Source organism: Snodgrassella sp. W8158, assembly GCF_016100435.1.
In the GTDB taxonomy this organism is placed as follows: Bacteria; Pseudomonadota; Gammaproteobacteria; order Burkholderiales; family Neisseriaceae; genus Snodgrassella; species Snodgrassella alvi.
This window is the reverse complement of record NZ_JACFSM010000003.1, coordinates 113,200-136,249: the sequence shown is the minus strand read 5'-3', so window position 1 is coordinate 136,249 and position 23,050 is coordinate 113,200. Positions and strand designations below refer to the sequence as shown.

At 41.1% G+C, this 23,050-nt stretch carries 23 protein-coding genes; 7 read left to right on the top strand and 16 right to left on the bottom strand.

Annotated elements, in window-relative coordinates:
* Positions 1-5: 5 nt before the first annotated feature.
* The 4 genes from H3V11_RS08840 to H3V11_RS08825 all read left to right on the top strand — a co-directional run bounded on the left by H3V11_RS08840 (position 6) and on the right by H3V11_RS08825 (position 2,693).
* Positions 6-506 (top strand): dihydrofolate reductase, encoded by a 501-nt coding sequence (locus H3V11_RS08840; RefSeq protein WP_025330797.1) that lies wholly within the window; start codon positions 6-8, stop codon positions 504-506.
* 289 nt (positions 507-795) lie between these two features.
* Positions 796-1,293, top strand: a complete 498-nt coding sequence (gene tpx / locus H3V11_RS08835; RefSeq protein ID WP_084551136.1) for a thiol peroxidase — start codon at positions 796-798, stop codon at positions 1,291-1,293.
* A 129-nt stretch (positions 1,294-1,422) separates the two neighbouring features.
* A complete protein-coding gene (locus H3V11_RS08830; RefSeq protein WP_025330799.1) occupies positions 1,423-2,100 on the top strand; it encodes an epoxyqueuosine reductase QueH in 678 nt (225 codons plus the stop codon).
* Between the two features lie 260 nt (positions 2,101-2,360).
* Positions 2,361-2,693: an SMR family transporter gene (locus tag H3V11_RS08825; RefSeq protein WP_198224422.1), complete on the top strand. Its 333-nt coding sequence runs from the start codon at positions 2,361-2,363 to the stop codon at positions 2,691-2,693.
* Positions 2,694-2,744: 51 nt separating this feature from the next.
* Here the strand turns inward: H3V11_RS08825 and hfq are convergent, their stop codons facing one another.
* From hfq to H3V11_RS08750, 15 genes are all read right to left on the bottom strand, one after another.
* Entirely contained in the window at positions 2,745-2,993 is a 249-nt protein-coding gene (gene hfq, locus H3V11_RS08820; RefSeq protein ID WP_025330801.1) for an RNA chaperone Hfq, read from the bottom strand.
* 85 nt (positions 2,994-3,078) lie between these two features.
* Complete coding sequence (der, locus tag H3V11_RS08815; RefSeq protein ID WP_084551197.1) at positions 3,079-4,530, bottom strand: ribosome biogenesis GTPase Der; 1,452 nt, start codon at positions 4,528-4,530, stop codon at positions 3,079-3,081.
* A gap of 135 nt (positions 4,531-4,665) precedes the next feature.
* On the bottom strand, positions 4,666-5,292 hold the full coding sequence (locus H3V11_RS08810; RefSeq protein ID WP_041879496.1) for a tetratricopeptide repeat protein: 627 nt from the start codon (positions 5,290-5,292) through the stop codon (positions 4,666-4,668).
* Complete coding sequence (hisS, locus tag H3V11_RS08805; protein WP_198224420.1) at positions 5,292-6,584, bottom strand: histidine--tRNA ligase; 1,293 nt, start codon at positions 6,582-6,584, stop codon at positions 5,292-5,294. The genes H3V11_RS08810 and hisS overlap by 1 nt, the downstream gene beginning before the upstream one ends.
* Positions 6,585-6,650: 66 nt before the next feature.
* A complete protein-coding gene (ispG, locus tag H3V11_RS08800; protein ID WP_198224418.1) occupies positions 6,651-7,919 on the bottom strand; it encodes a flavodoxin-dependent (E)-4-hydroxy-3-methylbut-2-enyl-diphosphate synthase in 1,269 nt (422 codons plus the stop codon).
* Between the two features lies 1 nt (position 7,920).
* The gene (locus H3V11_RS08795; RefSeq protein WP_174830184.1) at positions 7,921-8,811 is read right to left on the bottom strand and encodes a RodZ domain-containing protein; all 891 of its coding nucleotides are present in this window, start codon (positions 8,809-8,811) and stop codon (positions 7,921-7,923) included.
* A complete protein-coding gene (gene pilW, locus H3V11_RS08790) occupies positions 8,811-9,575 on the bottom strand; it encodes a type IV pilus biogenesis/stability protein PilW (protein WP_041879487.1) in 765 nt (254 codons plus the stop codon). The genes H3V11_RS08795 and pilW overlap by 1 nt, the downstream gene beginning before the upstream one ends.
* A 4-nt stretch (positions 9,576-9,579) precedes the next feature.
* The gene (gene rlmN, locus H3V11_RS08785; protein ID WP_041879482.1) at positions 9,580-10,662 is read right to left on the bottom strand and encodes a 23S rRNA (adenine(2503)-C(2))-methyltransferase RlmN; all 1,083 of its coding nucleotides are present in this window, start codon (positions 10,660-10,662) and stop codon (positions 9,580-9,582) included.
* 99 nt (positions 10,663-10,761) lie between these two features.
* On the bottom strand, positions 10,762-11,523 hold the full coding sequence (locus tag H3V11_RS08780) for a hypothetical protein (RefSeq protein WP_198224409.1): 762 nt from the start codon (positions 11,521-11,523) through the stop codon (positions 10,762-10,764).
* 78 nt (positions 11,524-11,601) lie between these two features.
* Positions 11,602-12,027, bottom strand: coding sequence for a nucleoside-diphosphate kinase (ndk, locus tag H3V11_RS08775; RefSeq protein WP_025330810.1), 426 nt, complete (start codon positions 12,025-12,027; stop codon positions 11,602-11,604).
* Positions 12,028-12,114: 87 nt separating this feature from the next.
* Complete coding sequence (gene zapE, locus H3V11_RS08770; protein WP_084586679.1) at positions 12,115-13,275, bottom strand: cell division protein ZapE; 1,161 nt, start codon at positions 13,273-13,275, stop codon at positions 12,115-12,117.
* Positions 13,276-13,422: 147 nt separating this feature from the next.
* Positions 13,423-13,740 (bottom strand): integration host factor subunit beta, encoded by a 318-nt coding sequence (locus tag H3V11_RS08765; protein WP_037395076.1) that lies wholly within the window; start codon positions 13,738-13,740, stop codon positions 13,423-13,425.
* A 6-nt stretch (positions 13,741-13,746) separates the two neighbouring features.
* On the bottom strand, positions 13,747-15,432 hold the full coding sequence (gene rpsA / locus H3V11_RS08760; protein WP_025330813.1) for a 30S ribosomal protein S1: 1,686 nt from the start codon (positions 15,430-15,432) through the stop codon (positions 13,747-13,749).
* 224 nt (positions 15,433-15,656) lie between these two features.
* Positions 15,657-16,331, bottom strand: coding sequence for a (d)CMP kinase (gene cmk / locus H3V11_RS08755; protein ID WP_198224407.1), 675 nt, complete (start codon positions 16,329-16,331; stop codon positions 15,657-15,659).
* Positions 16,332-16,504: 173 nt separating this feature from the next.
* A complete protein-coding gene (locus tag H3V11_RS08750; RefSeq protein WP_198224405.1) occupies positions 16,505-17,122 on the bottom strand; it encodes a hypothetical protein in 618 nt (205 codons plus the stop codon).
* Between the two features lie 193 nt (positions 17,123-17,315).
* On the opposite strand from H3V11_RS08750, the gene aroA reads away from it, so the two are divergent.
* The 3 genes from aroA to H3V11_RS08735 all read left to right on the top strand — a co-directional run bounded on the left by aroA (position 17,316) and on the right by H3V11_RS08735 (position 21,230).
* Positions 17,316-18,629: a 3-phosphoshikimate 1-carboxyvinyltransferase gene (gene aroA, locus H3V11_RS08745; protein WP_198224402.1), complete on the top strand. Its 1,314-nt coding sequence runs from the start codon at positions 17,316-17,318 to the stop codon at positions 18,627-18,629.
* An 80-nt stretch (positions 18,630-18,709) separates the two neighbouring features.
* A complete protein-coding gene (ruvB, locus tag H3V11_RS08740; protein ID WP_025330817.1) occupies positions 18,710-19,750 on the top strand; it encodes a Holliday junction branch migration DNA helicase RuvB in 1,041 nt (346 codons plus the stop codon).
* A gap of 91 nt (positions 19,751-19,841) precedes the next feature.
* The gene (locus H3V11_RS08735; RefSeq protein WP_198224400.1) at positions 19,842-21,230 is read left to right on the top strand and encodes a phosphomannomutase/phosphoglucomutase; all 1,389 of its coding nucleotides are present in this window, start codon (positions 19,842-19,844) and stop codon (positions 21,228-21,230) included.
* 105 nt (positions 21,231-21,335) lie between these two features.
* On the opposite strand, the gene H3V11_RS08730 is transcribed toward H3V11_RS08735, so the two are convergent.
* A complete protein-coding gene (locus H3V11_RS08730) occupies positions 21,336-22,580 on the bottom strand; it encodes an MFS transporter (RefSeq protein WP_198209166.1) in 1,245 nt (414 codons plus the stop codon).
* Between the last annotated feature and the right edge of the window lie 470 nt (positions 22,581-23,050).

Sequence of the window (23,050 nt, the reverse complement as noted above, 5' to 3'; positions counted from 1 at the left end):
ATACTCTGAATAAAATTACGCTGATTGCCGCTCTTTCGGATAATAACTGTATTGGCGAAAATAATCGTATTCCCTGGCATGTGCCCGAAGATTTTGAATTTTTTAAAAGTTACACTATGGGCAAGCCGGTTGTTATGGGACGTAAAACCTGGGAGTCGCTGCCCAGAAAACCGCTTCCAGGCCGCGCCAATTATGTTATCAGCCGGCAGGATGCGCAGACATTCAGCGGAGCAATTTTGTGTCACAGTGTTGAAGAAGCGCTCAGGCAATTAGCCGGTTGCCCTGAAATTATTATTATGGGCGGGGCACAAATTTATACTCAGGCGATGCCTCTGGCTACCGATTTGCGGTTAACCAGAATTCATGTTGATGTTGCCGGAGATACTTTTTTTCCGGCAATTGATACGGATATCTGGCAACAAACTGAAAGCAGCAGCCATGTAAGCAGTAAAAATAATATTGCTTATGATTTACAGCATTATGTACGCCGGTCTGGTGTTGAATAAGCTTTATTACGCAAGCCAGTTTGTATTCAGTCCGATTGCTCTGAAATCAGAGACTGCAATGCAGACTGGCTGATTGATGATGCTGTAAATTTTCTCAGTCGTATTTTCTAAGATTTACGTTTTTGCTGAATTGTCAGAAAAATGTTGGTTTTCTGCGTTTATGCAGGTGCTATATTTGCTGCTATTTACTGCATATAATCAGCATAGATAATCTTTGACAGTTCCCTGCCAATCCCCCACAATAAGCCTGCACATTGTTAATCAAATTAAACATCAGAAGGATGCAGTCATGAGTACAGTAACTCTTCAAGGTACCGCTGTTGAAGTCAGTGGTCAGTTTCCAAAAGCAGGCAGTACAGCACCAGCTTTTACGCTGACTGATGCCGGTTTAAATGAATTATCGCTTACCGATTTTGCCGGTAAACGTAAAGTACTGAATATTTTCCCTAGTGTAGATACGGGTGTTTGTGCTGCATCTGTACGCCATTTTAATGCAGCTGCGGCCAATCTTTCTAATACTGTTGTGTTGTGTATTTCTGCCGATTTGCCATTTGCGCAGGCTCGCTTTTGTGGTGCAGAGGGGCTGGATCAGGTAAAAACTCTGTCAACATTCCGTCATCCTGAATTTAAGGAAAACTACGGGGTTAAACTGAGCAGCGGTGCTTTAGCCGGCTTATGTGCCCGTGCGGTTATTGTGCTGGATGAAAATAATCAGGTTTTATACAGTCAGTTAGTGGCTGAAATTACGACAGAGCCGGATTATGAGCAGGCATTAGCCGCTCTTTAAAATGGCTTTTTCATACAAGCGTTCAGATATCTGAACGCTTTTTTTCTTTCGGGCTATGTCGTTGCGCTGGTAGCTTTGCTAAAATCTACTGATAAAGATATTTAACTAGAATAACAGGAAATCACATCAATGAACCCACAAAAACTGACTACTGATATACAACGCCCGAAATTAACTCCTCCCAACGGGGAAAATAAAGTATTGCTTCATTCTTGCTGTGCGCCCTGCTCGGGTGAGGTTATGGAAGCAATGCTGGCCTCTGGTATTGATTATACGATTTACTTCTATAATCCTAATATTCACCCGAAAAAAGAATATGAAATCCGTAAGGATGAAAATAAGGCATTTGCGGAAAAATTCAATATTCCTTTTATTGATGCTGATTATGATATGGACAATTGGTTTGAACGCGCTAAAGGGATGGAGTTTGAACCGGAACGCGGCATTCGCTGCACTATGTGTTTTGATATGCGCTTTGAACGCACAGCATTGTACGCGTATGAAAATGGTTTTTCGGTTATTACCAGTTCATTAGGGATTTCCCGCTGGAAAAATATGCAGCAAATAAACGATTGCGGCAAACGTGCGGCAGAAAAATATCCTAATCTTGTTTACTGGGATTATAACTGGCGTAAAGGCGGCGGTAGTCAGCGTATGATTGAGATTAGTAAGCGTGAGCAGTTTTATCAGCAGGAATATTGTGGCTGTGCTTATTCTTTACGTGACAGCAATGCCTGGCGGCGTGAGCATGGCAGAGAAAGCATTAAAATTGGTACGAAATTTTATGGTACTGAAGAAAAGGCTTAAGTATTTTTGCTAATCATTGGTTGTATTTTGAGTCACTTCATCAGTATTGCACTCTAAAAGCGGATTCAGTCTTGAATCCGTTTTTATATGGGAAAGTGTTCAGGTTAAATTTTCAGGAACGGCTTTATTTTCATTCAAGCTGATATTGAAAATTTTTTGTTGAACATTATGTAAAACTCAATAAATTTGTACTCAGTTTATAACAACCATACGTAATATAACTGCACAAGGAAACTAATGCAGTAACGAGAAGGATAAATATGAATCAATGGATTTTTCTTTCCATCGCTATACTGGCTGAGATATTTGCAACCAGTATGCTTAAGCTGAGTAATGGTTTTACCCGGCTGATGCCCAGTATTTGCTCTATTCTGGGCTATATTATTTCGTTTTATTCTCTTGCACAAACTCTGAAAACTATGCCTGTAGGCATTGCTTATGCAGTATGGTCCGGTGTGGGCATTGTTTGTGTGTCAGTCATAGCCTGGATCAAATTCGGACAAAAGCTGGATATGCCGGCAATTATTGGCATCGGTCTGATACTGGCGGGTGTTATTGTGATTAATCTGTTTTCCAAATCGATGACTCATTAGCAAAAAAAACCGTGGAAATCCACGGCTTTTTGCTAATGCAGTATGACTGTATTATTCTGCTGATGCAGGTTTCGGTTCATGCTGCAAGCTTACTGCACGTGCAGGCACAATTGTGGAAATCGCATGTTTGTATACCATTTGTGTTACTGAAGTATTACGTAAAAGTACAACATACTGGTCAAATGATTCCACCTGACCCTGTAGTTTAATACCGTTTACCAGATAAATTGAAACTGGCACATACTCTTTTCGCAGTGCATTCAAGAAAGGATCTTGTAACATTTGTCCTTTGGCGCTCATTTGGCTACTCCTGTTTTTTTGATTATGTTATCGCTTAGCTGCACCTGCGTACAGCGATTTAGAAAGCAGTGTCAATGCTATCACATTAATGGGCATTTGTTTTCTTTGAACTGACTTTATTTTTACGCTTTACCTGCTTTTTCGATTGTTTTATCTGTTCACGCTTGGCAATCCGGTTACTTAGTTTGACACGACGCAATGGCTGCGCTGGTTTGCTGTCATTTTCCTGATATGGATTCTCGCTTACATTATATTGAATACGTAAAGGTGTACCCTGTAAATGAAATGCTTTGCGAAATGTTTGTGTCAGATATCGGGTATAAGCATCACTGATATGCTGTAAGGCATTACCATGTATGACTATAACTGGCGGATTCATGCCGCCCTGATGGGCATAACGCATTTTAGGGCGAATTAAGCCGGCGCGTGGAGGTTGCTGTCGTTCCAGCGCACTTTGTAATACGCGGGTAATTTTCGGGGTAGGCAGTTTAATCATTGCAGCATCATAGGCGGCCTGAATTGAACTGAAGAGCCCGTCAATTCCTTTTTCTTTCAATGCCGAAATATAATGAAATTTAGCAAAATCAAGAAAATACAGTTTACGTGCTATATCACGCTTAACCTGTTGCTTGCGCTCTTCGGTTATTCCGTCCCATTTATTTACTGCAACAACTAAAGCACGCCCAGCTTCCAATGCAAAGCCGGCAATAGTTGCATCCTGATCGGCTATATCCTGTTGTGCATCAAGTACCAGTACAGCTACGTTAGCTGCTTCGATAGCCTGCATTGCTTTAATAACGGAAAACTTCTCAATGGCGTCATCTACTTTGCCACGACGACGTACTCCGGCGGTATCGATAATGGTAAAAGGTTTGTCGTTGCGCTCGAAATCAATGTGAATTGAGTCACGTGTGGTACCGGCCATGTCAAAAGCAATAACCCGCTCCTCACCCAAGATTGCGTTAACCAAAGTTGATTTGCCGACATTCGGCCGACCAATAACTGCAAAAACCGGATGATGACTGTTTACCGGTTCCTCTTCTTCGGGAAAGTCTTCCAGTACAGTTTCTATCAGTCCATACACGCCGTCACCATGCGCCCCTGATATAACGATAGGCTCTCCCAGACTTAATTCGTAAAACTCTGCTGCCAGAATCGGTCGGTTAGCGCCCTCACCTTTATTCACTGCCAGATATACAGGCCGGGAACTCTGGCGCAAATGGTTGGCGATAATCTGATCCTGTGGCGTCAGACCGGTACGTCCGTCTACCAGAAAGATAACTGCATCCGCCTCATCTACGGCTTGCAGAGTATGGCGAGCCATTTCATATAAGATACCGCTATCTACTACCGGCTCAAAACCACCGGTATCAACAACCAGATAAGGTTTACTTCCCACTCTACCATGCCCGTAATGCCGGTCGCGGGTTAGGCCGGGTAAATCGGCAACCAGTGCATCACGTGTACGGGTCAGGCGGTTAAATAATGTTGATTTGCCTACATTCGGGCGACCAACCAGAACAATCGTTGGTTTCATATTCATTCTTTCAGATAATTTCTATTGCTTTAAAACAGCAATAGCCTGCCAGCGGCAAGCTTTTCAGTACAACTGATAAACCTGAAATTCCTACCGGTTTTTCCGGCCGGAATTTCAGGTTTTATTAAGCATTGATTAACTCAAACTGCTTATTTTCATTTGGATGACTTCGCGTTGTACTGAATCTTTTGATAATAAATTCAAAGCTTGCTGGTAAGCAGCAACGGCTTCGGTATTTTTTTTCTGTGCCTGTAAAACATCACCTTTGGTTTCAAGCAGAACCGGCTTTAATTCATTGGTTACTTTTACATCCAGCGCCTGTAAGGCTTCATTGTATTTACCTTGCTGCAAATATACGGTAGCCAGCCGCTGCGCAACGATTGTTTGCAATAAGTCATCATGCTGTCTGGCTTTAACCCATTGCAAATGGCGGATGGCTTCGTCATATTTACCATCGTCAAATGCTGAACCGGCCATCATCAGTGTAGCCTGAGTTGCATTCATGGTATCAGGATATTTTTCCTGTAATTGTACAAGTGCTTTTTTACTCTCAGTCAAATTATTGGCACTAGCCTGTGAAATAAATGTATCAAATACTTCTGCTGCTTTTTCATTATTACTGCGTAAATGACTTTGATACAGCACATAACCCAGATATGCCAATGACAATATAACCAGTATAGCAAAAATCCAGCGTCCCCAGCGTTGCCAGAAATATTTGAAATTTGCAACTTCCTGTTCATCCTGAATATGTACAACCATTATGCATTCTTCCATTGTTGGATTAACTGTAAAGCTGCTTCGGCAGCAACAGTCTGTTGTTCATGAGTACTCAAATTCTTAAGCGTTAGTGTATTGTTTAATTGCTCTTCCTGAGCAACAATTACTGCTATTGCAGCACCACTGGCATCAGCTTTTTTCAATTGGGCTTTCAGACTCTGATCACCACAGTGTAAATAAACATTCAAACCTGCTGCACGTAATAATGCGGCATGCTGCATGGCAATCAGACTGCTTCCTTCTCCCTGATGCATGATATATACATCAGGCGCATTGTTAATATGCAGTTTGCCAAATTCCTGTACAAGCAGTAATAGACGTTCAATACCCAATGCAAAGCCAATAGCCGGCGCTGGTTTACCGCCAAGCTCTTCAATCAGCCCGTTGTAACGACCACCACCGCATACAGTTGCCTGTGCGCCAAGTTTAGTTGTCGTCCATTCAAAAACGGTCAGATTATAGTAGTCCAGACCACGAACCAGACGCGGGTTTTCTACATATGTGATACCAAGCCCGTCCAGCATATTTTTTAAAGTATTATAGTGTGCAAGTGATTCTGCACCCAGATAATCTATAAGACGTGGCGCAGCATTCGCCATTGCCTGTAAATCGGGATTTTTAGTATCCAGCACACGTAACGGATTAGTATGCATACGACGCCGGCTATCCTCATCCAGAATGGCTTCATGCTGTTGTAAATAAGCAATTAGTGCAGTACGGTGAGCAGTACGCTCCTGCTGATTACCCAGAGTATTTAATTCAAGTGTGAGGTATTCCCGAATACCCAACCGTTCCCAGAGATTCGCAGTCATGGCAATCAGCTCGGCATCTACATCAGGGCCGTTAAATCCTAATGCTTCAACACCAACCTGATGGAACTGACGATACCGCCCTTTTTGTGGGCGCTCCCGTCGGAACATCGGCCCCATATACCATAATTTTTGCGGACTATTATAAAGTAAGTTGTGCTCAACAACTGCACGCAGGCAGGAGGCTGTACCTTCCGGCCGCAGGCTCAGGCTCAGTTTGTCGTTGGAATCGGCAAATGTATACATTTCTTTGCCCACAACGTCGGTTTCCTCTCCGATTGAACGTACAAACAAACCAGTTTGCTCAACAACCGGTGTCCGAATCTGGTTATAACCAAAACTGCGTGTCCATGCGACCACTACGTCTTCAAATGCCTGCCAGAGTGCAGATGTCAGTTTAAAATCTTTCTGCTCTACTGGCAGTAAATCATTCATGCCCTTAACGGCCTGGATTTTCTGACCCATATTAATTAATTTGTATATCCCTATTAAACTAGATTAGCTGCTGACAGCTATAACAGTATATTTATCTTATAAAGCCGTAATCGGAATCACTTTCGCTGTTTCCCGCTTTTTACCCTGCTCACCATAATTGGTCTGAATATATTCTTCCACCAAGGCCAGAAACTCTTCAGCCATATGCTCGCCTTTTAAGGTAGTTTTGCGCTCGCCATCCACGTATACAGGAGCAACAGGTGTTTCACCCGTACCCGGTAAAGATATGCCAATGTCGGCGAGTTTACTTTCACCAGGCCCGTTAACAACACAACCCATAACCGCTACATTCAGATTTTCAACGCCCGGGTATTGCAGCCGCCATACTGGCATTTTTTCACGCAAATACTGCTGAATATCCCGCGCCAGTTCCTGAAACACGGTACTGGTTGTACGTCCGCATCCGGGACATGCTGTTACCAGCGGCGTAAAAGAACGCAATCCCATGGTTTGCAGGATTTCCTGAGCAACCACTACTTCCTGTGTCCGTGCACTTCCCGGCTCAGGAGTAAGCGATACTCTAATGGTATCACCTATACCCTGTTGCAATAAAATAGCCAAAGCCGCAGTAGACGCTACGATACCTTTACTCCCCATTCCTGCTTCGGTTAAACCAAGATGCAGCGGATACATACAACGGGAAGCAAGATTATGATAAACCTCTATTAAATCCTGTACATTAGATACTTTACAAGACAATATAATCCGGTCAGCCGGTAAACCAAGACTTTCTGCCTTTTGCGCAGATTCCAGTGCAGAAACAATCAATGCTTCTTTCATAACTGTTTCTGCAGGCTGAGGAGTTGCTAAAGCCAGATTATTGTCCATCATGCGCTTTGCAAGAGCCTGATCCAGCGAACCCCAGTTTACTCCGATGCGAACAGCTTTATCGTGCTCTGCTGCTGTATGAATCATGAAAGCAAATTTTTCATCGCCCTTCACACCTTTACCCACATTACCCGGGTTAATCCGGTATTTTGAAAGTGCTGTCGCACAATCCGGATAATCTTTAAGCAGGCGATCGCCATTAAAATGAAAATCGCCAACTAAGGGGACATTACAGCCCATGTCATTCAGACGCTGGCGAATTTCAGATACTCTGGCCGCCGCCTGAGGTGAGTTAACTGTAATTCGAACCAGTTCAGAACCGGCATCTGCCAGTGCTTTTACCTGAATGGCTGTTTGTTCAGCATCAGCAGTATCAGTGTTAGTCATAGACTGTACTCTGACGGGTGCTTCAGATCCGATAACTACATGATCAATTTTTACCTGATGGGTTTTCCTTCGTACTCCAGCCAAGGTCATTTCAATTTCCACCTACCGTCATTGCTGCGGTTCTTTTCTTGTTTTGTTCAATAGCGATATCTTTGCCGGCAAACCGGATACTGGCACCAGGGGTATAACCAAGTATTACTTTATATGGAGCAGCTCCGCTAAACTGATGTGTACTACCGGGATCTACCACCTGACTGATGAGCAGCTTGCCATTTTTATCACTTACCTGTAACCAGCCTCTGTTTTCAAGTTTTATTACCAATGTATCTGAAGTTGATACAGCAGGCTGAGAAACTTGTGTATCTGTAGTATTGCTTGTACTAGCAGACTGACTGGCGGCAGTAACTTCGGTAACAGTCTGGGAACCGGTGTGTTCATTGTCCGTCATTGGTACAACACGAATATTACTGGCAGCGATATCACTAATAGAAGCTGTTTGCACAGATACTTCCTGACCCGCCGTAGCAGTTTGTCTGGCATTTTCAGATGTAGATTTAGTCTGCCATGCATATACCACTGCACTGATTAAAATTACTACCAATACAACAATCAGCCAGCGTGGAAAATGACGACGCTGCGGCTTACCTTTAAAATCAAGATCCGCAGAAACGACTTTATTATTGTCTGAAGTTGACAAATGACTGGCAGCAGGAAAAATCTGCTGAAAATATTGCTTCAGTTCTTTTTCATCTACTTCGAGCAAACGGGCATATGAGCTTAAAAAGCCTTTGATGAATACAGCTTCTGGCAAACCTTTATAGCTACCGCTTTCCATTGCCTCAATTTGCCGTGCCGGCAGTTTTAAACGTTCGGCAACTTCACCTACAGACAGTCCTTTCTGTTTTCGTGCCTGAGAAAGTAATGTTCCCAGAGTAACTGCTGCATTTGGGCCGGACTCGGGATTTTTGGTTTGCTCATTCATCAGAATTTTCCTGTAGAAACCTGCTCTAACTCAGCAGAATAAGGGAAATTATTACGCAGTTGTGCTTCATATTCGTAAGCGGCCTGCATATTACCCAAAGATCTTGCAATTCTCCACCCCAATAATAAATCATCAGCAGATAAGTTATTTATCTGACTCTGATACTGCTTAAACAGATAATTGGCATCCGAAGCATTACCTGCCAGCAAATTATTACGTGCCATTTCTTTCTTTGCAGCAATAAAATTCGGATTAGCTGCTAAAGATCGTTCAAAATAGCTGTTGGCTAGCTGATACTGCCCCATTCGACTACTGCAAATACCTTTATTGAACTGGGCAATTTCCGGTGTAGGATAAGTCGGATCAGCCAAAGCTTTATCAAAATAAGCTAATGATGCATTCGGCTTCTTCAAAACATCACACACAAACCAGCCATAGTTATTATTTACTTCTGCACTATCTGATGCTAATGACAAAGCACGCTGAAAACTCTCTTCTGCTTTTGCCGGTTCTTTTAAATACTGCCATATCTGAGCGCGTATCAACCATGCATCAAGTGAACTACTATTATTTTTTATCGCTTCATCAATCGCTTCAACAGCCTGACGATAATTTTGATTTTTCAAATACTCTACCGCCAGCTGAGTTTTAATCTGTGCTACCTCTCTGGCTCGCTGTGCCGCTGTCGGTTTTTTGTTCATAGTCTGAGTAGCACAGGCTGATAATACCAGTGCACATAATAGAGTTAACCCCAATTTTTTCATCGAATCATCCCTGTACAAGTTGCCACTTTTGTTGTCGCTGCGTTTTATCTTTTACTTTTCCCGCAAGCTGACCACATGCTGCATCAATATCATCACCACGGGTTTTTCTGACTGTTACTACAAAACCTGCTTCCTGCAAAATTTCACGAAATACACGGATCCGTTCATTTGTTGAACGTTCAAACCCCGAATTTGCAAACGGATTAAACGGTATCAGATTAAATTTACACGGCACATCTTTAACCAGAGCGATTAATTCACGCGCATGTTCGGGAGCATCATTAATGCCTTTCAGCATAATATACTCAAAGGTAATAAAATCACGCGGTGCTTTTACCAAGTAACGCTGACATGCAGCCATTAACTGGTTAAGCGGATATTTCTTATTCAATGGAATGAGTTTATCACGCACCTGATCGTTAGAAGCATGCAGTGAAATAGCTAATGCTACAGGCATAACTTCTTTCAGGCGATCCATCTGGGGTACCATACCCGAAGTAGATACAGTTACACGACGACGTGATAAACCATAGCCATGGTCATCCAGCATGATACTTAATGCTGTCACCACATTATCAAAATTGGCTAATGGCTCGCCCATTCCCATCATAACCACATTGGAAATTACTCTTTCATCCTTAGGCGTAACACCAAGGGCTTTGTTAGCCCACCATAACTGCCCGATAATCTCTGCTGTGGTCAGATTGCGGTTAAAACCCTGTCTGCCGGTAGAGCAAAACATGCATTCCAATGCACAGCCTATTTGCGAAGAAATACATAACGTACCCCGGGTATCTTCCGGTATAAAAACCGTTTCCACACCATTACCAGTACCAACATCAAGCAACCATTTGCATGTACCATCAGCTGATTTTTGCTCAATCAGTAAATCCGGTACTTTTACTTCCGCATTATCCAGTAATTTATGACGCAAAGATTTAGCCAGATCAGTCATATCTGTAAAATCGGCTATTCCGCCTAAGTGCATCCAGCGCATCACTTGTCTGGCACGAAAAGGTTTCTCTCCCATTTGAGCAAAATGGGCAGTTAAACCGGGTAAGTCAAAATTTAGCAAATTGGTTTTCATCAGGGTAATACATTAAGTAAGCAATAAATAGTAATAACTGGTTTTCAGTCATTCTATTATGCTGATAATACAACTTTATTCAACAATCTATACAATTCTTTAATTTTTACCAGACAGATAATGCCATATTTTTTTCAGTGGTGTTTCCGTTTTCTTTTTCTGAACAATGACATTAAATAAACGACGATAGTGGTTTGGAGGACAAGTCAAAACTTCAGTTGCATGCCATCCGTCGGAAGTATTTTTAAATAAAAAACTGCTGTTATCGCGGATATCAAAACCTTCCACAGTTTCAAAATCACTGATATCAGGATTCGTTTTATCTGTTTTTTTACCGCCAAGAGCTAAAATGGAACCGCCCCATTCAATTTCCCAGTCGGCTGAAGTATTGAAATAAAAAATGTGTGTACCGATTTTATCAAGACTATCACAGTGCGGTGAAACTTCAGAACCAGTTTCACCTACATGCCATGCATAACGAATAGTATATTCATCAAGATTTAAATAACGATTTAAAAACTCCAGATAAGGCTCCGATGTTTGTACCTCACGTACAAATTCCTGCCATACATTCGGCAACTGCTCAATTTTGGTTACGCCAAGTCCGGACTGATCATTTTTATGATATATAGATTTTTCAAATGCCAGATAGTATCGATTATGAGGTCGCTGCCCGCTTTTTCCGCGTGGTCTGTTCACATGCTTTTCAAATAGATCCAGACTGGGAAAATTGTTATACAATTCATTAAATGCTTCGGGTAGTAATATTTCCTTAAATAAATGATTTGGAAATGGTTTGGTTTCATTAAATTTCTGAACCGGAAGCGATTTCAAAACAGATAAATTAAAAAAATCAGACACTTTATTTCTCCTACTTGTATTTATACAAATTAGTCCACCTGTACAGGTGGACTAAGTTCAGTAAATTTATTTACAGTATTAACGAGCGCATAGCTCATCGGCTGCAAAAAAATATGCAATTTCAATAGCTGCATTTTCAAGGCTGTCTGAGCCATGAACAGCATTGGCATCAATTGAATCAGCGAAATCAGCACGAATTGTGCCTGCAGCGGCTTCTTTAGGGTTAGTTGCACCCATTAATTCTCGATTTTTGGCGACTGCATTTTCACCTTCCAGCACCTGAATCATCACTGGTCCGCTAATCATAAAACTTACCAGATCTGCAAAAAATGGACGTTCCTTATGAACAGCATAAAAACCTTCAGCCTCAGCTTGAGACAAATGTTTCATTTTAGCAGCAACAATTTTCAGGCCGTTATTTTCAAAACGGCTGTAAATCTGTCCGATAACGTTTTTAGCAACTGCATCAGGTTTAACAATAGATAATGTGCGCTCGATAGTCATATTTGTTTCCATAAATATTGAATATACTAATTTTTTGCCGCAAATTGCTTCAAAAAACATATCTTGTCATTTTAACAAAATTCAGTCTTATTTAATATCTTTTCCTATACTTGCATTTTCACTATCAAGTGTTAAATGAGGTAAAGTTAAATATTCTTCTGAACGCATTTCTGTAAGACGGCTGGCTGTACGAGTAAACTCGTTGGCGAAATCACCGTCTGTATAGATATCATCTATAGCGACCTCGCAACTGGCACATAACTTAATACGATAATCATACAAAACATCAATTAACCAGGTAAGCCGTCGTGCTTCAGCCATCTGACCAGATCCCATTTTGGGTATGTCTGACAAAATTAATACGCGAAATTTTTTTGCCAGTTCCAGATAATCATTTTGTGAGCGCGGACCACAGCATAATGTATTGAAGTCGAACCAAATTGTTGTATCAGAAATTGCTTTGTATGGTAATTTACGCCCAAGTATTTCAATTTCTCCGCCAGTAATTTCCTGTTCACCATTAATTTTGTGAAATAACTCTGTTAATTTTTGTTCACTGCTTGCATCTGCTGGTATATAGAATATATCTGCCGGCTTTAATGTACGCATTCGATAATCTTCACCGCCATCTACATTTAAAATAGTCAGCTCTTTTTCAATTAGTGCAATAGTAGGCAAAAAACTGGAACGATTCTGACCTTGCGGATAAAGCTCAGATGGAGCGTAATTGGACGTAGCCACCATAACCACACCCTGCTCAAATAAGCCCTCAAGTAATCTTCCCAGAATCATGGCATCAGCGATATCACTGACATGAAATTCATCAAAACACAACACCCTTACTTCACGTGCAATATCCTGTGCGACTGCACTTAATGGATTAGTCTGACTATGATGATCTTTTAATCGTTCCTGCACTTCTGCCATAAAAGCATGAAAATGGACTCTGCGTTTACGCCGATATGGTAAACATCCAAAAAAAATATCCATTAAAAAACTTTTGCCACGCCCGACTCCACCATACATATACAAGCCTTTCGGTGCGCGCGGCGAACGCAGACTGCGCCCGAGAAAGCGGTTTCGTTTACGTTTGAACATCATCAACTCTGTCCAGAGTCTGTCCAGTTGTTTAATTGCACGTAACTGAGCTGCATCATGTATGAATCCGGGTTGCTGTTCTGCAGCCTGATACCAAGTAAGAGGACTTTGATTATTAAATTCGGGAGCAACAAAGACTGATGTGGCCATATAATTGATTTCTTCTAGATGTCAGAATTGTATTTAGCAAAAGTTAAAAGACGTAACCTTAGCACACCTACTTAACATCCGACCACCATAAAATAAAAATACGCCGCAGAAACTGCGGCGTTAACGTCTATCTAAAATAAAACAGAATTATTTATCTTTAGATACGAGAGCTTTGTCAACACGTTCACGTAATTCCTTACCAGGTTTGAAGTGCGGTACATATTTTTCCGGTACTGACACCTTTTCACCTGTTTTAGGATTACGTCCAACACGAGCTGGACGGTGATTTAAATCAAAGCTACCAAATCCACGAATTTCAATTCGCTGACCTTTAGCTAAAGCTCGAGTCATCGTATCAACAAGAATCTTAATACTTTGCTCAACGTCCTTAGCATTTAATACAGTACTATCATTATTAGCAGTATATAATTCCGCCAGGCGAATCATTAATTCCGACTTCGTCATAACCGCTTATTCGCTTTCACCAGATAATTTAGCTTTTAACAAATCACCCAGGCTGGTAGTACCGGCTGAAGCATTGTTGTTAGTAGACAACGAACGCATAGCAGCACTGCTTTCCTGAGCATCCTTAGCTTTAATAGACAGATTGATATTGCGATTTTTACGATCTACCGTAGTAATCACAGCTTCAACATCATCGCCTTCTTTCAGGACATTGCGAATATCCTCAACACGATCATTTGAAACTTCTGATGCGCGCAGATAGCCTTCAACATCATCAGCCAATGCAATAACAGCACCTTTAGCATCCAGTGATTTCACTTTACCGGTTACGATGCTGCCTTTGTCATTTACGCTGACATAATTACTGAACGGATCGCCAGCCAGCTGTTTTACACCCAAAGAAATACGTTCTTTGTCAACATCAATGGCCAGAACTACAGCTTCAACTTCTTCACCTTTCTTGAACTGACGTACAGCTTCTTCGCCACCGTCTGTCCATGACAGATCAGAAAGATGAACCAGACCATCGATACCGCCAGGCAAGCCGACAAATACACCAAAGTCAGTAATGGATTTCACAACGCCTTTGATTTTATCGCCTTTTTCATGGTTGGATTCGAATTCCTGCCATGGGTTAGCCTGACATTGTTTCATACCCAGAGAGATGCGGCGACGATCTTCATCAATTTCAAGAATCATCACTTCTACTTCATCACCCATCTGAACTACTTTGCTTGGATGAACATTCTTATTAGTCCAATCCATTTCAGAAACATGTACCAGACCTTCGATGCCCTGCTCGATTTCCACAAATGCACCATAATCAGTCAGATTGGTAACTTTACCAAACAGACGGGTACCCTGCGGATAACGACGGGCCAGACCATTCCACGGATCTTCACCCAGCTGTTTCAGGCCCAGAGAAACGCGGCTGCGTTCCTGATCAAACTTCAATACTTTAGCTTCAACTTCCTGACCAACTTCCAGCACTTCGCTTGGATGTTTAACACGGCGCCATGCCAGATCAGTAATATGCAGCAGACCGTCGATACCACCCAGATCAACGAAAGCACCGTAATCGGTAATGTTTTTCACAATACCTTTCACTACTGAACCTTCTTTCAGGTTTTCCAGCAAGGCTTTGCGTTCTTCACCAAGAGTTTCTTCCAGAACAGCACGGCGTGAAACCACAACATTGTTACGGCGTTTATCCAGTTTAATTACCTTGAATTCAATTTCCTTGCCTTCAAAGTGAGAAGTATCTTTAACCGGACGTACATCAACCAGTGAACCAGGCAGGAATGCACGGATACTGTTAATCATCACAGTCAGTCCGCCTTTAACCTTACCATTAATCACGCCAGACAGAATTTCACCATTTTCCATGGCTTCTTCCAGCTTGATCCAGTCAGCAGCACGTTTGGCTTTTTCACGTGACAGCTTGGTTTCACCAAAACCGTTTTCCACAGATTCAATAGTTACGGTAACAAAATCGCCAACCTTAACTTCAATCTCGCCCGCTGCATTTTTGAACTCGCTCACATCAATCAGAGATTCTGACTTCAGACCGGCATTCACAGTGACGAAATTATTGTCTATGGCAACAACTTCTGCGGTGATGACTTCGCCGGGATTCATCTCTTGCAAGGTGAAACTTTCTTCCAGCAACTGGGCAAAATTTTCCATAGTCATATATTTATGTTCTCAAACAGGTATCGTCAGGGGATACAAAAGTTAGTTAATCAAAACCGGCACACCCTGACTGTGCCAGTCAAACCATATAATTACTGCCGGCATCTATTACAAGCCTGTCAGTATAAAAACATGTAAAACAATTATTTAGTACAAAATTCAAACATTTTCAAATATTGAAATGCTAAGAATGTTAGTACAAAAAGTTTAATTATAACCTAATTTTAGATTTTTCGATACCAATCAAGTACTTTTTTCACACTTTCTTCAATATTAAGAGAAGAAGTGTCTAAAATTTTTGCATCACTCACTGGCTTAAGCGGTGCCACAGTACGCTGACGATCCGCCTGATCACGTTTTTCAATATCAGTAAGAATTTGCACAAAATCCGGACCATCAACAGCCAACCCTAACTGCAAAGCCCGCCGCTGCGCCCGTACTTGCGCACTGGCTGTAAGAAATATTTTGAGTTCGGCTTGCGGAAAAACAACAGAAGCCATATCCCTTCCGTCAGCAACCAGTCCTCTTGGAGTTAAAAAATCTCGCTGACGCTGCAACAATGCAGTCCGCACTTCAGGCAATGCCGCAATAGCTGATGCACCCATGCCAATACTTTCTGTCCGTATAGCTGAAGTTACATCCTCATCATTCAGAATAATTGAATCATTCTTGAAAACTACCGGAAGCTCTTGTGCAAGAGCAGCCACTTCATGTTCGTTATGCCAGCTTATATCCTGTTGCTGGGCATATAGTGCAGTTAACCGATAAAGCGCCCCTGAATCCAGATAATCTCTGGACAAAATAGCTGCCACCCGTGCTGCTACCGTTCCTTTTCCAGATGCACTGGGACCATCAATTGCAATTACTTTTAATCGCGGTTCTGATTGTATTGCAACCATATTAGTACCTTTTAACAAGCTCTTTTCAGCCTTATAGATTGTTCTAAATTATATTTATATATCATAAAATTCGTTTTAAACACAAACTGATATCATTTATATCAAAAACTAATGAGCCATCAGACTGGTTAGCAAACTCTGATGGCTCAATTTTTATCTGAATCAATGAAATATTACACCTTAACCTGCTTTAAAGATCTTTTCATCTGCATAATTGTTCGCCATTGCAATACTGCAGAGACAGTAAATAATGCAAGCATAAACGGACATTCATACAATTCTTCAAGCATATCATCATAAACCGGATTTAACAAAATAAACTGTGCAATCCATCGGCCACGCTCAATTGCATCAGCCAGCAGAAAGCCGGCTGCAGCCAAAAGGAAATTCCATACAGGAAATGGTTGATGGTAATAATACTGGATTCCTGCACGTAGCTGCGGCCACAGCAACATTAAAATCAGGCCTAAAATCAGTACAGCAGCAATTCCATGATACACAGCATGAGAATATCCGGAAAAAGTTTGCCTGCCCCAGTTCTGATCACGACCCAGCAATACCAGCCACCATAATGATGCCCAGAGCCAGAATGCTTTTTCTTTTCCTTTTAAACCACTGCATAAAGTTGAAAGTAAAGTAAATAAAAAACAAAATAGCAGAAAAATGGTTTGTGTATTTTCTACATAGGATACCCAGTCAGGATTGATATGTAATTGCTGAACAAAAGGAACAGCCAGTATCATTAATAACCAAACTGTACTGGGTATAGACCAGCGCCAATCAAAATTCATATTTATACTTACTAAATTAATATATTAATATATTTGCTATTATAACCAATATTACTGCTGCTCAGCTAAATTATACTCCTTCATGGTTCCCGATTTTATGTATATTTATCCTGTTTGCGATTGATATGCATATCCCACAGTACAATTAACTGATAAACTTTCAATCAAATACTTCAAATTTACCAATTTATACATGAAGACCTTGCATTTAAAAGCCTGTACCTGTCATCCTGCCAGTATTAATCTGCCCGGCTCCAAAAGTATCAGCAACCGCACCTTACTCCTTGCTGCATTGGCGGATAATGTCAGTGAAATTTATGATTTACTTGATTCAGATGACACCCGCTATATGCTGGAAGCACTGAAAACACTTGGCGTTAGAGTTGAACATCTTCCCGTAAACAGTACTAACTCTGGTTTAAATATCAGAATATATGGTTGTCAGGGTAAATTCCCTAAACAGAAAGCTGATTTATTTCTTGGTAATGCAGGTACTGCATTCAGACCATTAACAGCAGTACTGGCGATAACAGGCGGTGAATATTATTTACATGGTGTAAATCGTATGCATGAACGTCCTATCGGCGATTTGGTTAATGCATTGCGAATGACAGGCGCCGAGATTGAGTATAAAGGACAAAACGGCTTTCCGCCATTACAAATTCATGAAATCCGGCAACAGAATACTGATCATATTAGTGTTAAAGGTAATGTTTCCAGCCAGTTTTTAACTGCATTACTCATTGCTCTACCATTAACAGGTAAAAAGTATACTATCGAAGTTACAGGTGAATTAATTTCTAAACCTTATATCGCAATTACTCTGAATCTGCTCAAACAGTTTGGAGTAGACGTTGAACATGATCATTATCAGACATTCAGACTGAATGCAGGACAACGTTACCATGCTCCGGCTCAAATTTATGTGGAAGGAGATGCATCCAGTGCTTCCTACTTTCTTGCTGCCGGCTTAATTTCAGGAGAACCTATTCGTGTCAATGGCATAGACAATCAAAGTATTCAAGGTGATGTAGCATTTGTGCAAGAGCTTGAAAAAATCGGAGCAACTGTACACTGGGGTAAACAATTTATTGAAATATCCCGTGCCCCACATCAGAACATTCTGCCTTTTGATATTGATGCTAATAATATCCCTGACGCAGCTATGACACTGGCTATCGTCGCTCTTGCCAGCAAAAGTACCTGTCATATTCGCAGTATTGCCAGCTGGCGTGTTAAAGAAACTGATCGAATCAATGCCATGGCTTGCGAATTACGTAAACTAGGTGCCACAGTATTAGAGACTGAAGACAGTATCAGTATTACACCACCGGCAAAATTACATTCAGATATTCATATTAGCACTTATGATGACCACAGAATGGCTATGTGTTTTTCACTTATCAGTTTACTGGGAACACCTGTTTATATTGATGATCCGCAGTGTGTCAATAAGACCTTCCCAGAATATTTTCAGGTTTTTGCCAGCATGTGTACACCTGTTTAAAATCATAACTTTACTTAGTCTGTTTTCCATTTACTCAGGTTTCAGTTCAATATTGATATAATTTATTTTTTTATTTACTCATGTTACAAACAGACCAACTATCAGGCGCACAGCCACAACGCGTCATCAGCCCGCAGACAGCTTCAGCACAGGAAGAGCTACTCGAACGAGCTCTGCGTCCGCGTGCGTTATCAGATTATATAGGTCAGCACAAATCCAAAGAGCAGCTTTCAATATTCATTCAGGCAGCAAAAATACGGCACGAAGCTCTGGATCATACTTTATTGTTTGGTCCGCCGGGACTTGGTAAAACCACTCTGGCACATATTATTGCTCATGAACTTGGCGTCAATTTACGTCAGACATCGGGACCTGTACTCGAACGCGCAGGCGATCTGGCCGCACTGCTTACCAATCTGGAACCGCATGATGTACTTTTCATTGATGAAATTCACCGGCTGAATCCTGTAGTAGAAGAGATATTGTATCCGGCACTTGAAGATTATCAGCTGGATATCATGATTGGTGAAGGACCCGCTGCGCGTTCAGTCAAAATCGATCTCCCGCCATTTACTCTGGTCGGAGCAACTACACGCGCCGGCATGTTAACTAATCCATTGCGAGATCGTTTCGGTATAGTTTCACGTCTGGAATTTTATAATAATGCAGATTTAACTACGATTGTGAGCCGATCGGCTCAGCTGCTGCAACTCAAAATTGATAATACCGGAGCGGCAGAAATAGCCAGACGCAGCCGCGGTACACCGCGTATCGCTAATCGTCTGCTCAGACGTGTACGAGATTATGCAGAAGTAAAACATCAGGGTGAAATAAATGCCGTTACAGCAGATGCAGCCTTAAAAATGCTGGATATTGACCAGTCTGGACTGGATGTTATGGACTGTAAATATCTGGAAGCAATTTTATATAAATTTTCAGGCGGACCTGTCGGCTTGGATAATATTGCCGCGGCAATTGGTGAATCAACTGATACCATCGAAGATGTTATCGAGCCCTATTTAATTCAGCAAGGATTCTTACAGCGCACGCCGCGGGGACGCATGGCCACTGAACTAAGTTATAGTCATTTTGGTTTACCTACACCCGGCAATAAAGCTTAATTGTTGCACTAATATTCCGGTTATATCATCAAATACCAATTAAATATAAACATACCTAGATTCAAATACAGGAACAAACAAGGAAAAACACATGAATACCAAACAGATAGATGCCGGCATATTCAAAGCATATGATATCCGCGGTATCGTAGATGTTTCACTGAATAAAGATACTGCCGAACTGATTGGCCGTGCTATTGCCACAATAGCCCTCAGCAAAGGAGTTGATCAGATTGCAATAGGACGTGACGGCCGTTTGTCCGGTCCGATTCTGGCAGCAAGTCTGATTCAGGGCATCACTGCCTGCGGTATCAATGTAATCGATATAGGTATGGTTGCCACACCAATGTTGTATTTTGCAGCTGTTGAACATTGCCAAGGCAGCGGTATCATGATTACAGGCAGTCACAATCCACCTGACTATAATGGTTTTAAAATGATGCTGGCAGGTACTACTCTGGCTGGAGATGATATTCAGGCTTTACGTAAAATTATCGAATCCGACGAGCTTGCCGCTCAATCTGAACATACCGGTAATGTTGTTCCCTTACCTATTGCATCAGAATATATTAATTATATAACTAATCATGTTCAGCTCCAGCGACCAATGAAAATCGTTATTGATGCCGGAAACGGTGTGGCTGGAGCCTATGCCGGCGATTTATATCGCGCTCTGGGCTGTGAAGTACAGGAATTATTTTGCGAAGTAGATGGCAATTTTCCCAATCATCACCCTGACCCGGCTAAACCTGCTAACTTACAGGATTTAATTCAGGTACTGCAAAAAAGCGATGCCGAAATCGGACTAGCCTTTGATGGAGATGGTGACCGTCTTGGTGTTGTAACAAAAGATGGACGGATTATCTATCCTGACCGTCAGCTAATGCTCTTTGCTGCTGATGTTCTCGCACGCAATCCGCAAGCAAAAATTATCTATGATGTAAAATCCACCAGATTATTAAAACCCTGGATTGAACAGCATGGTGGCGAAGCTATCATGAGCAAAACTGGTCACAGTTTTATCAAAGCAGCAATCAAGGAACACAATGCATTATTAGCCGGTGAAATGAGTGGTCACGTATTCTTTAAAGAACGCTGGCTAGGCTTTGACGACGGATTATATGCCGGCGCACGTATGCTGGAAATTTTATCCAGACATGAAAATCCTTCTGCTGTTTTGAATGATTTACCTGAAGGAGTTTCTACACCAGAACTGAATATTGCTGTTCCGGCCGGACAAACCGGACATGAAATTATTTCCAGTCTGGCACAAAATGCACAATTTGAAAATGAGATTGAGCGCATCACTATAGACGGACTGCGTGTGGAATTTAAAGATGGATTCGGGCTGATGAGAGCTTCCAATACCACTCCTGTACTAGTATTACGCTTTGAAGCTGATAATCAGCAAGCTTTAGATAATATTATCGCTCAGTTCAAAGCAGTTATTGCTCAAAATCCAGACTTAAACTGGGACTGAATTTTCTTTAGTCCAATAATTTTCTGACTTAGAATATATATAAGTAAACGGCTACATAAAGTAGCCGTTTTAAATTTAAAGCCGATTATTATATCCGCTCAAACATTATTTTTTAGCCTGACTGCCAGTTTCACGAACAAACATTGTCATGATAAATGCCAGAATCAAACCACCTACAAAAACATAGTCAGCAGTTTGGAAAACTTTCAAATTCAGCTGACCTTCTGCTTTTGTCAGATGGTCAATCAGAATATTAAACATATTGGTCATAATTGCACTAATCACAAATACGAAAAAGTTAATCACACCAGTAGCTGTACCTTTAACTTCATCAGGATTCACTTCTTTAATCATCGTATAAGGGATCATTGCCGCACCGGAAGCAATACCGAATAATAAACCCATCACAAAAGGCGGCATAACATCAGGCAAGTAAACAATAAAACCACCAGTAATGCCCATAGCAATAAGACTACCCATCACAACTGGCTTACGGCGACCAATTACATCAGATAAATAACCTAAAATCGGACAACCAATTACCCAGCCTAGCGGAACCATTGCCAAACGTAAGGCTATATCATCTTTAGCAATCAGTCCGTCCTGTAAAAACTGATTTCCCCATGCAATATTACCAACATTGGTAGGCAGGAACATCATGGCACCGATGAAAGCACAAATGTAAGACTGTGGATTTTTCAATACCACAATATAAGGATGGCTTAAACCACTCCAGTCAATTTTACCTTCACGAGTACGTGGTGTAGATAACACTGAGCCAAAGAAAACTACAACCAGTATACCAGCAGCCACTATCCAGAACATCTGCCATGTCAGCACCTGATTTTTAATAATCGGCGATACAACAGCTTGTCCCATAAATCCGCCAAGCATACCGAAACACTGAGTCATACCGACAGCAGTTGCCAGCCATTTTTTCGGAAAACCGCGTGTGGCCAGAAATACTGCACTGGTAAAAGCAAGTCCGGAACCTGCACCTTGCAGGAATCGACCGAATTGAGCAGTTATAACTGTTCCGGAACAGAATAGTACGCAACCAATAGCAACTAAAATAATACCCAACGAGGCAGTAAAACGCGGCCCGATACGATCCAGCATCACACCTGATACCAGCGCAAAGAAAGCATATGAATAAAAATACAGACCGATAATGCCAGCCATTTCAACTTTAGAAATATGCAAAGTGTCTATAATTTCAGCCTGCATAATACTTGGGGCCGAGCGCAATGCATATTGTACAAAATAAAAAATAGCACAAATAAACCAGGCAATTATAAACGTTTTATTTAATGCACTGGATTGATCAGCATTTGGTGGAGAAACTGACATATTGGATTTATGATTCATAGCGTACTCGCTTTCGTTTAATTCCGAATGAAATATCACAAAATCATTCTAACAAAACCCGTGTTACGTACACAATAAAGTTCCCAAATACTTAAAATAAGAAAAAATATAATTAAATTACATTAATTTAAACAAAAAAATAAAACATTAATCAAACTTAAGCATTATTAGAACAATATTATGCTTTCAAAATGTCAAATTAATAAAATATTCTGTTCAATTTTACAAATATAACTATATTTCACTAATTATCGGATTTTTGATTTACACCATATTTACACAGGACACAAAAAACATCATAGCATGAACAAAAGTATTAAATGAAGTTTTATAAACACAATTTTAATTAAGCTCAAGATTAATACATAAACAAATATTTTATGTATTATAAATATTGATAGCGATAGTATTATATGTTTTGGTGATGGATTAATTATTATTTAAATTCAATA

Bases quoted from the DNA above. Each gene is read 5' to 3' on its own strand.
- tpx (WP_084551136.1), top strand. From the start codon at position 796: ATGAGTACAGTAACTCTTCAAGGTACCGCTGTTGAAGTCAGTGGTCAG.
- H3V11_RS08830 (WP_025330799.1), top strand. From the start codon at position 1,423: ATGAACCCACAAAAACTGACTACTGATATACAACGCCCGAAATTAACT.
- H3V11_RS08825 (WP_198224422.1), top strand. From the start codon at position 2,361: ATGAATCAATGGATTTTTCTTTCCATCGCTATACTGGCTGAGATATTT.
- hfq (WP_025330801.1), bottom strand. From the start codon at position 2,993: ATGAGCGCCAAAGGACAAATGTTACAAGATCCTTTCTTGAATGCACTG.
- der (WP_084551197.1), bottom strand. From the start codon at position 4,530: ATGAAACCAACGATTGTTCTGGTTGGTCGCCCGAATGTAGGCAAATCA.
- H3V11_RS08810 (WP_041879496.1), bottom strand. From the start codon at position 5,292: ATGGTTGTACATATTCAGGATGAACAGGAAGTTGCAAATTTCAAATAT.
- hisS (WP_198224420.1), bottom strand. From the start codon at position 6,584: ATGGGTCAGAAAATCCAGGCCGTTAAGGGCATGAATGATTTACTGCCA.
- ispG (WP_198224418.1), bottom strand. From the start codon at position 7,919: ATGACCTTGGCTGGAGTACGAAGGAAAACCCATCAGGTAAAAATTGAT.
- H3V11_RS08795 (WP_174830184.1), bottom strand. From the start codon at position 8,811: ATGAATGAGCAAACCAAAAATCCCGAGTCCGGCCCAAATGCAGCAGTT.
- pilW (WP_041879487.1), bottom strand. From the start codon at position 9,575: ATGAAAAAATTGGGGTTAACTCTATTATGTGCACTGGTATTATCAGCC.
- rlmN (WP_041879482.1), bottom strand. From the start codon at position 10,662: ATGAAAACCAATTTGCTAAATTTTGACTTACCCGGTTTAACTGCCCAT.
- ndk (WP_025330810.1), bottom strand. From the start codon at position 12,027: ATGACTATCGAGCGCACATTATCTATTGTTAAACCTGATGCAGTTGCT.
- zapE (WP_084586679.1), bottom strand. From the start codon at position 13,275: ATGGCCACATCAGTCTTTGTTGCTCCCGAATTTAATAATCAAAGTCCT.
- H3V11_RS08765 (WP_037395076.1), bottom strand. From the start codon at position 13,740: ATGACGAAGTCGGAATTAATGATTCGCCTGGCGGAATTATATACTGCT.
- rpsA (WP_025330813.1), bottom strand. From the start codon at position 15,432: ATGACTATGGAAAATTTTGCCCAGTTGCTGGAAGAAAGTTTCACCTTG.
- cmk (WP_198224407.1), bottom strand. From the start codon at position 16,331: ATGGTTGCAATACAATCAGAACCGCGATTAAAAGTAATTGCAATTGAT.
- H3V11_RS08750 (WP_198224405.1), bottom strand. From the start codon at position 17,122: ATGAATTTTGATTGGCGCTGGTCTATACCCAGTACAGTTTGGTTATTA.
- aroA (WP_198224402.1), top strand. From the start codon at position 17,316: ATGAAGACCTTGCATTTAAAAGCCTGTACCTGTCATCCTGCCAGTATT.
- ruvB (WP_025330817.1), top strand. From the start codon at position 18,710: ATGTTACAAACAGACCAACTATCAGGCGCACAGCCACAACGCGTCATC.
- H3V11_RS08735 (WP_198224400.1), top strand. From the start codon at position 19,842: ATGAATACCAAACAGATAGATGCCGGCATATTCAAAGCATATGATATC.
- H3V11_RS08730 (WP_198209166.1), bottom strand. From the start codon at position 22,580: ATGTCAGTTTCTCCACCAAATGCTGATCAATCCAGTGCATTAAATAAA.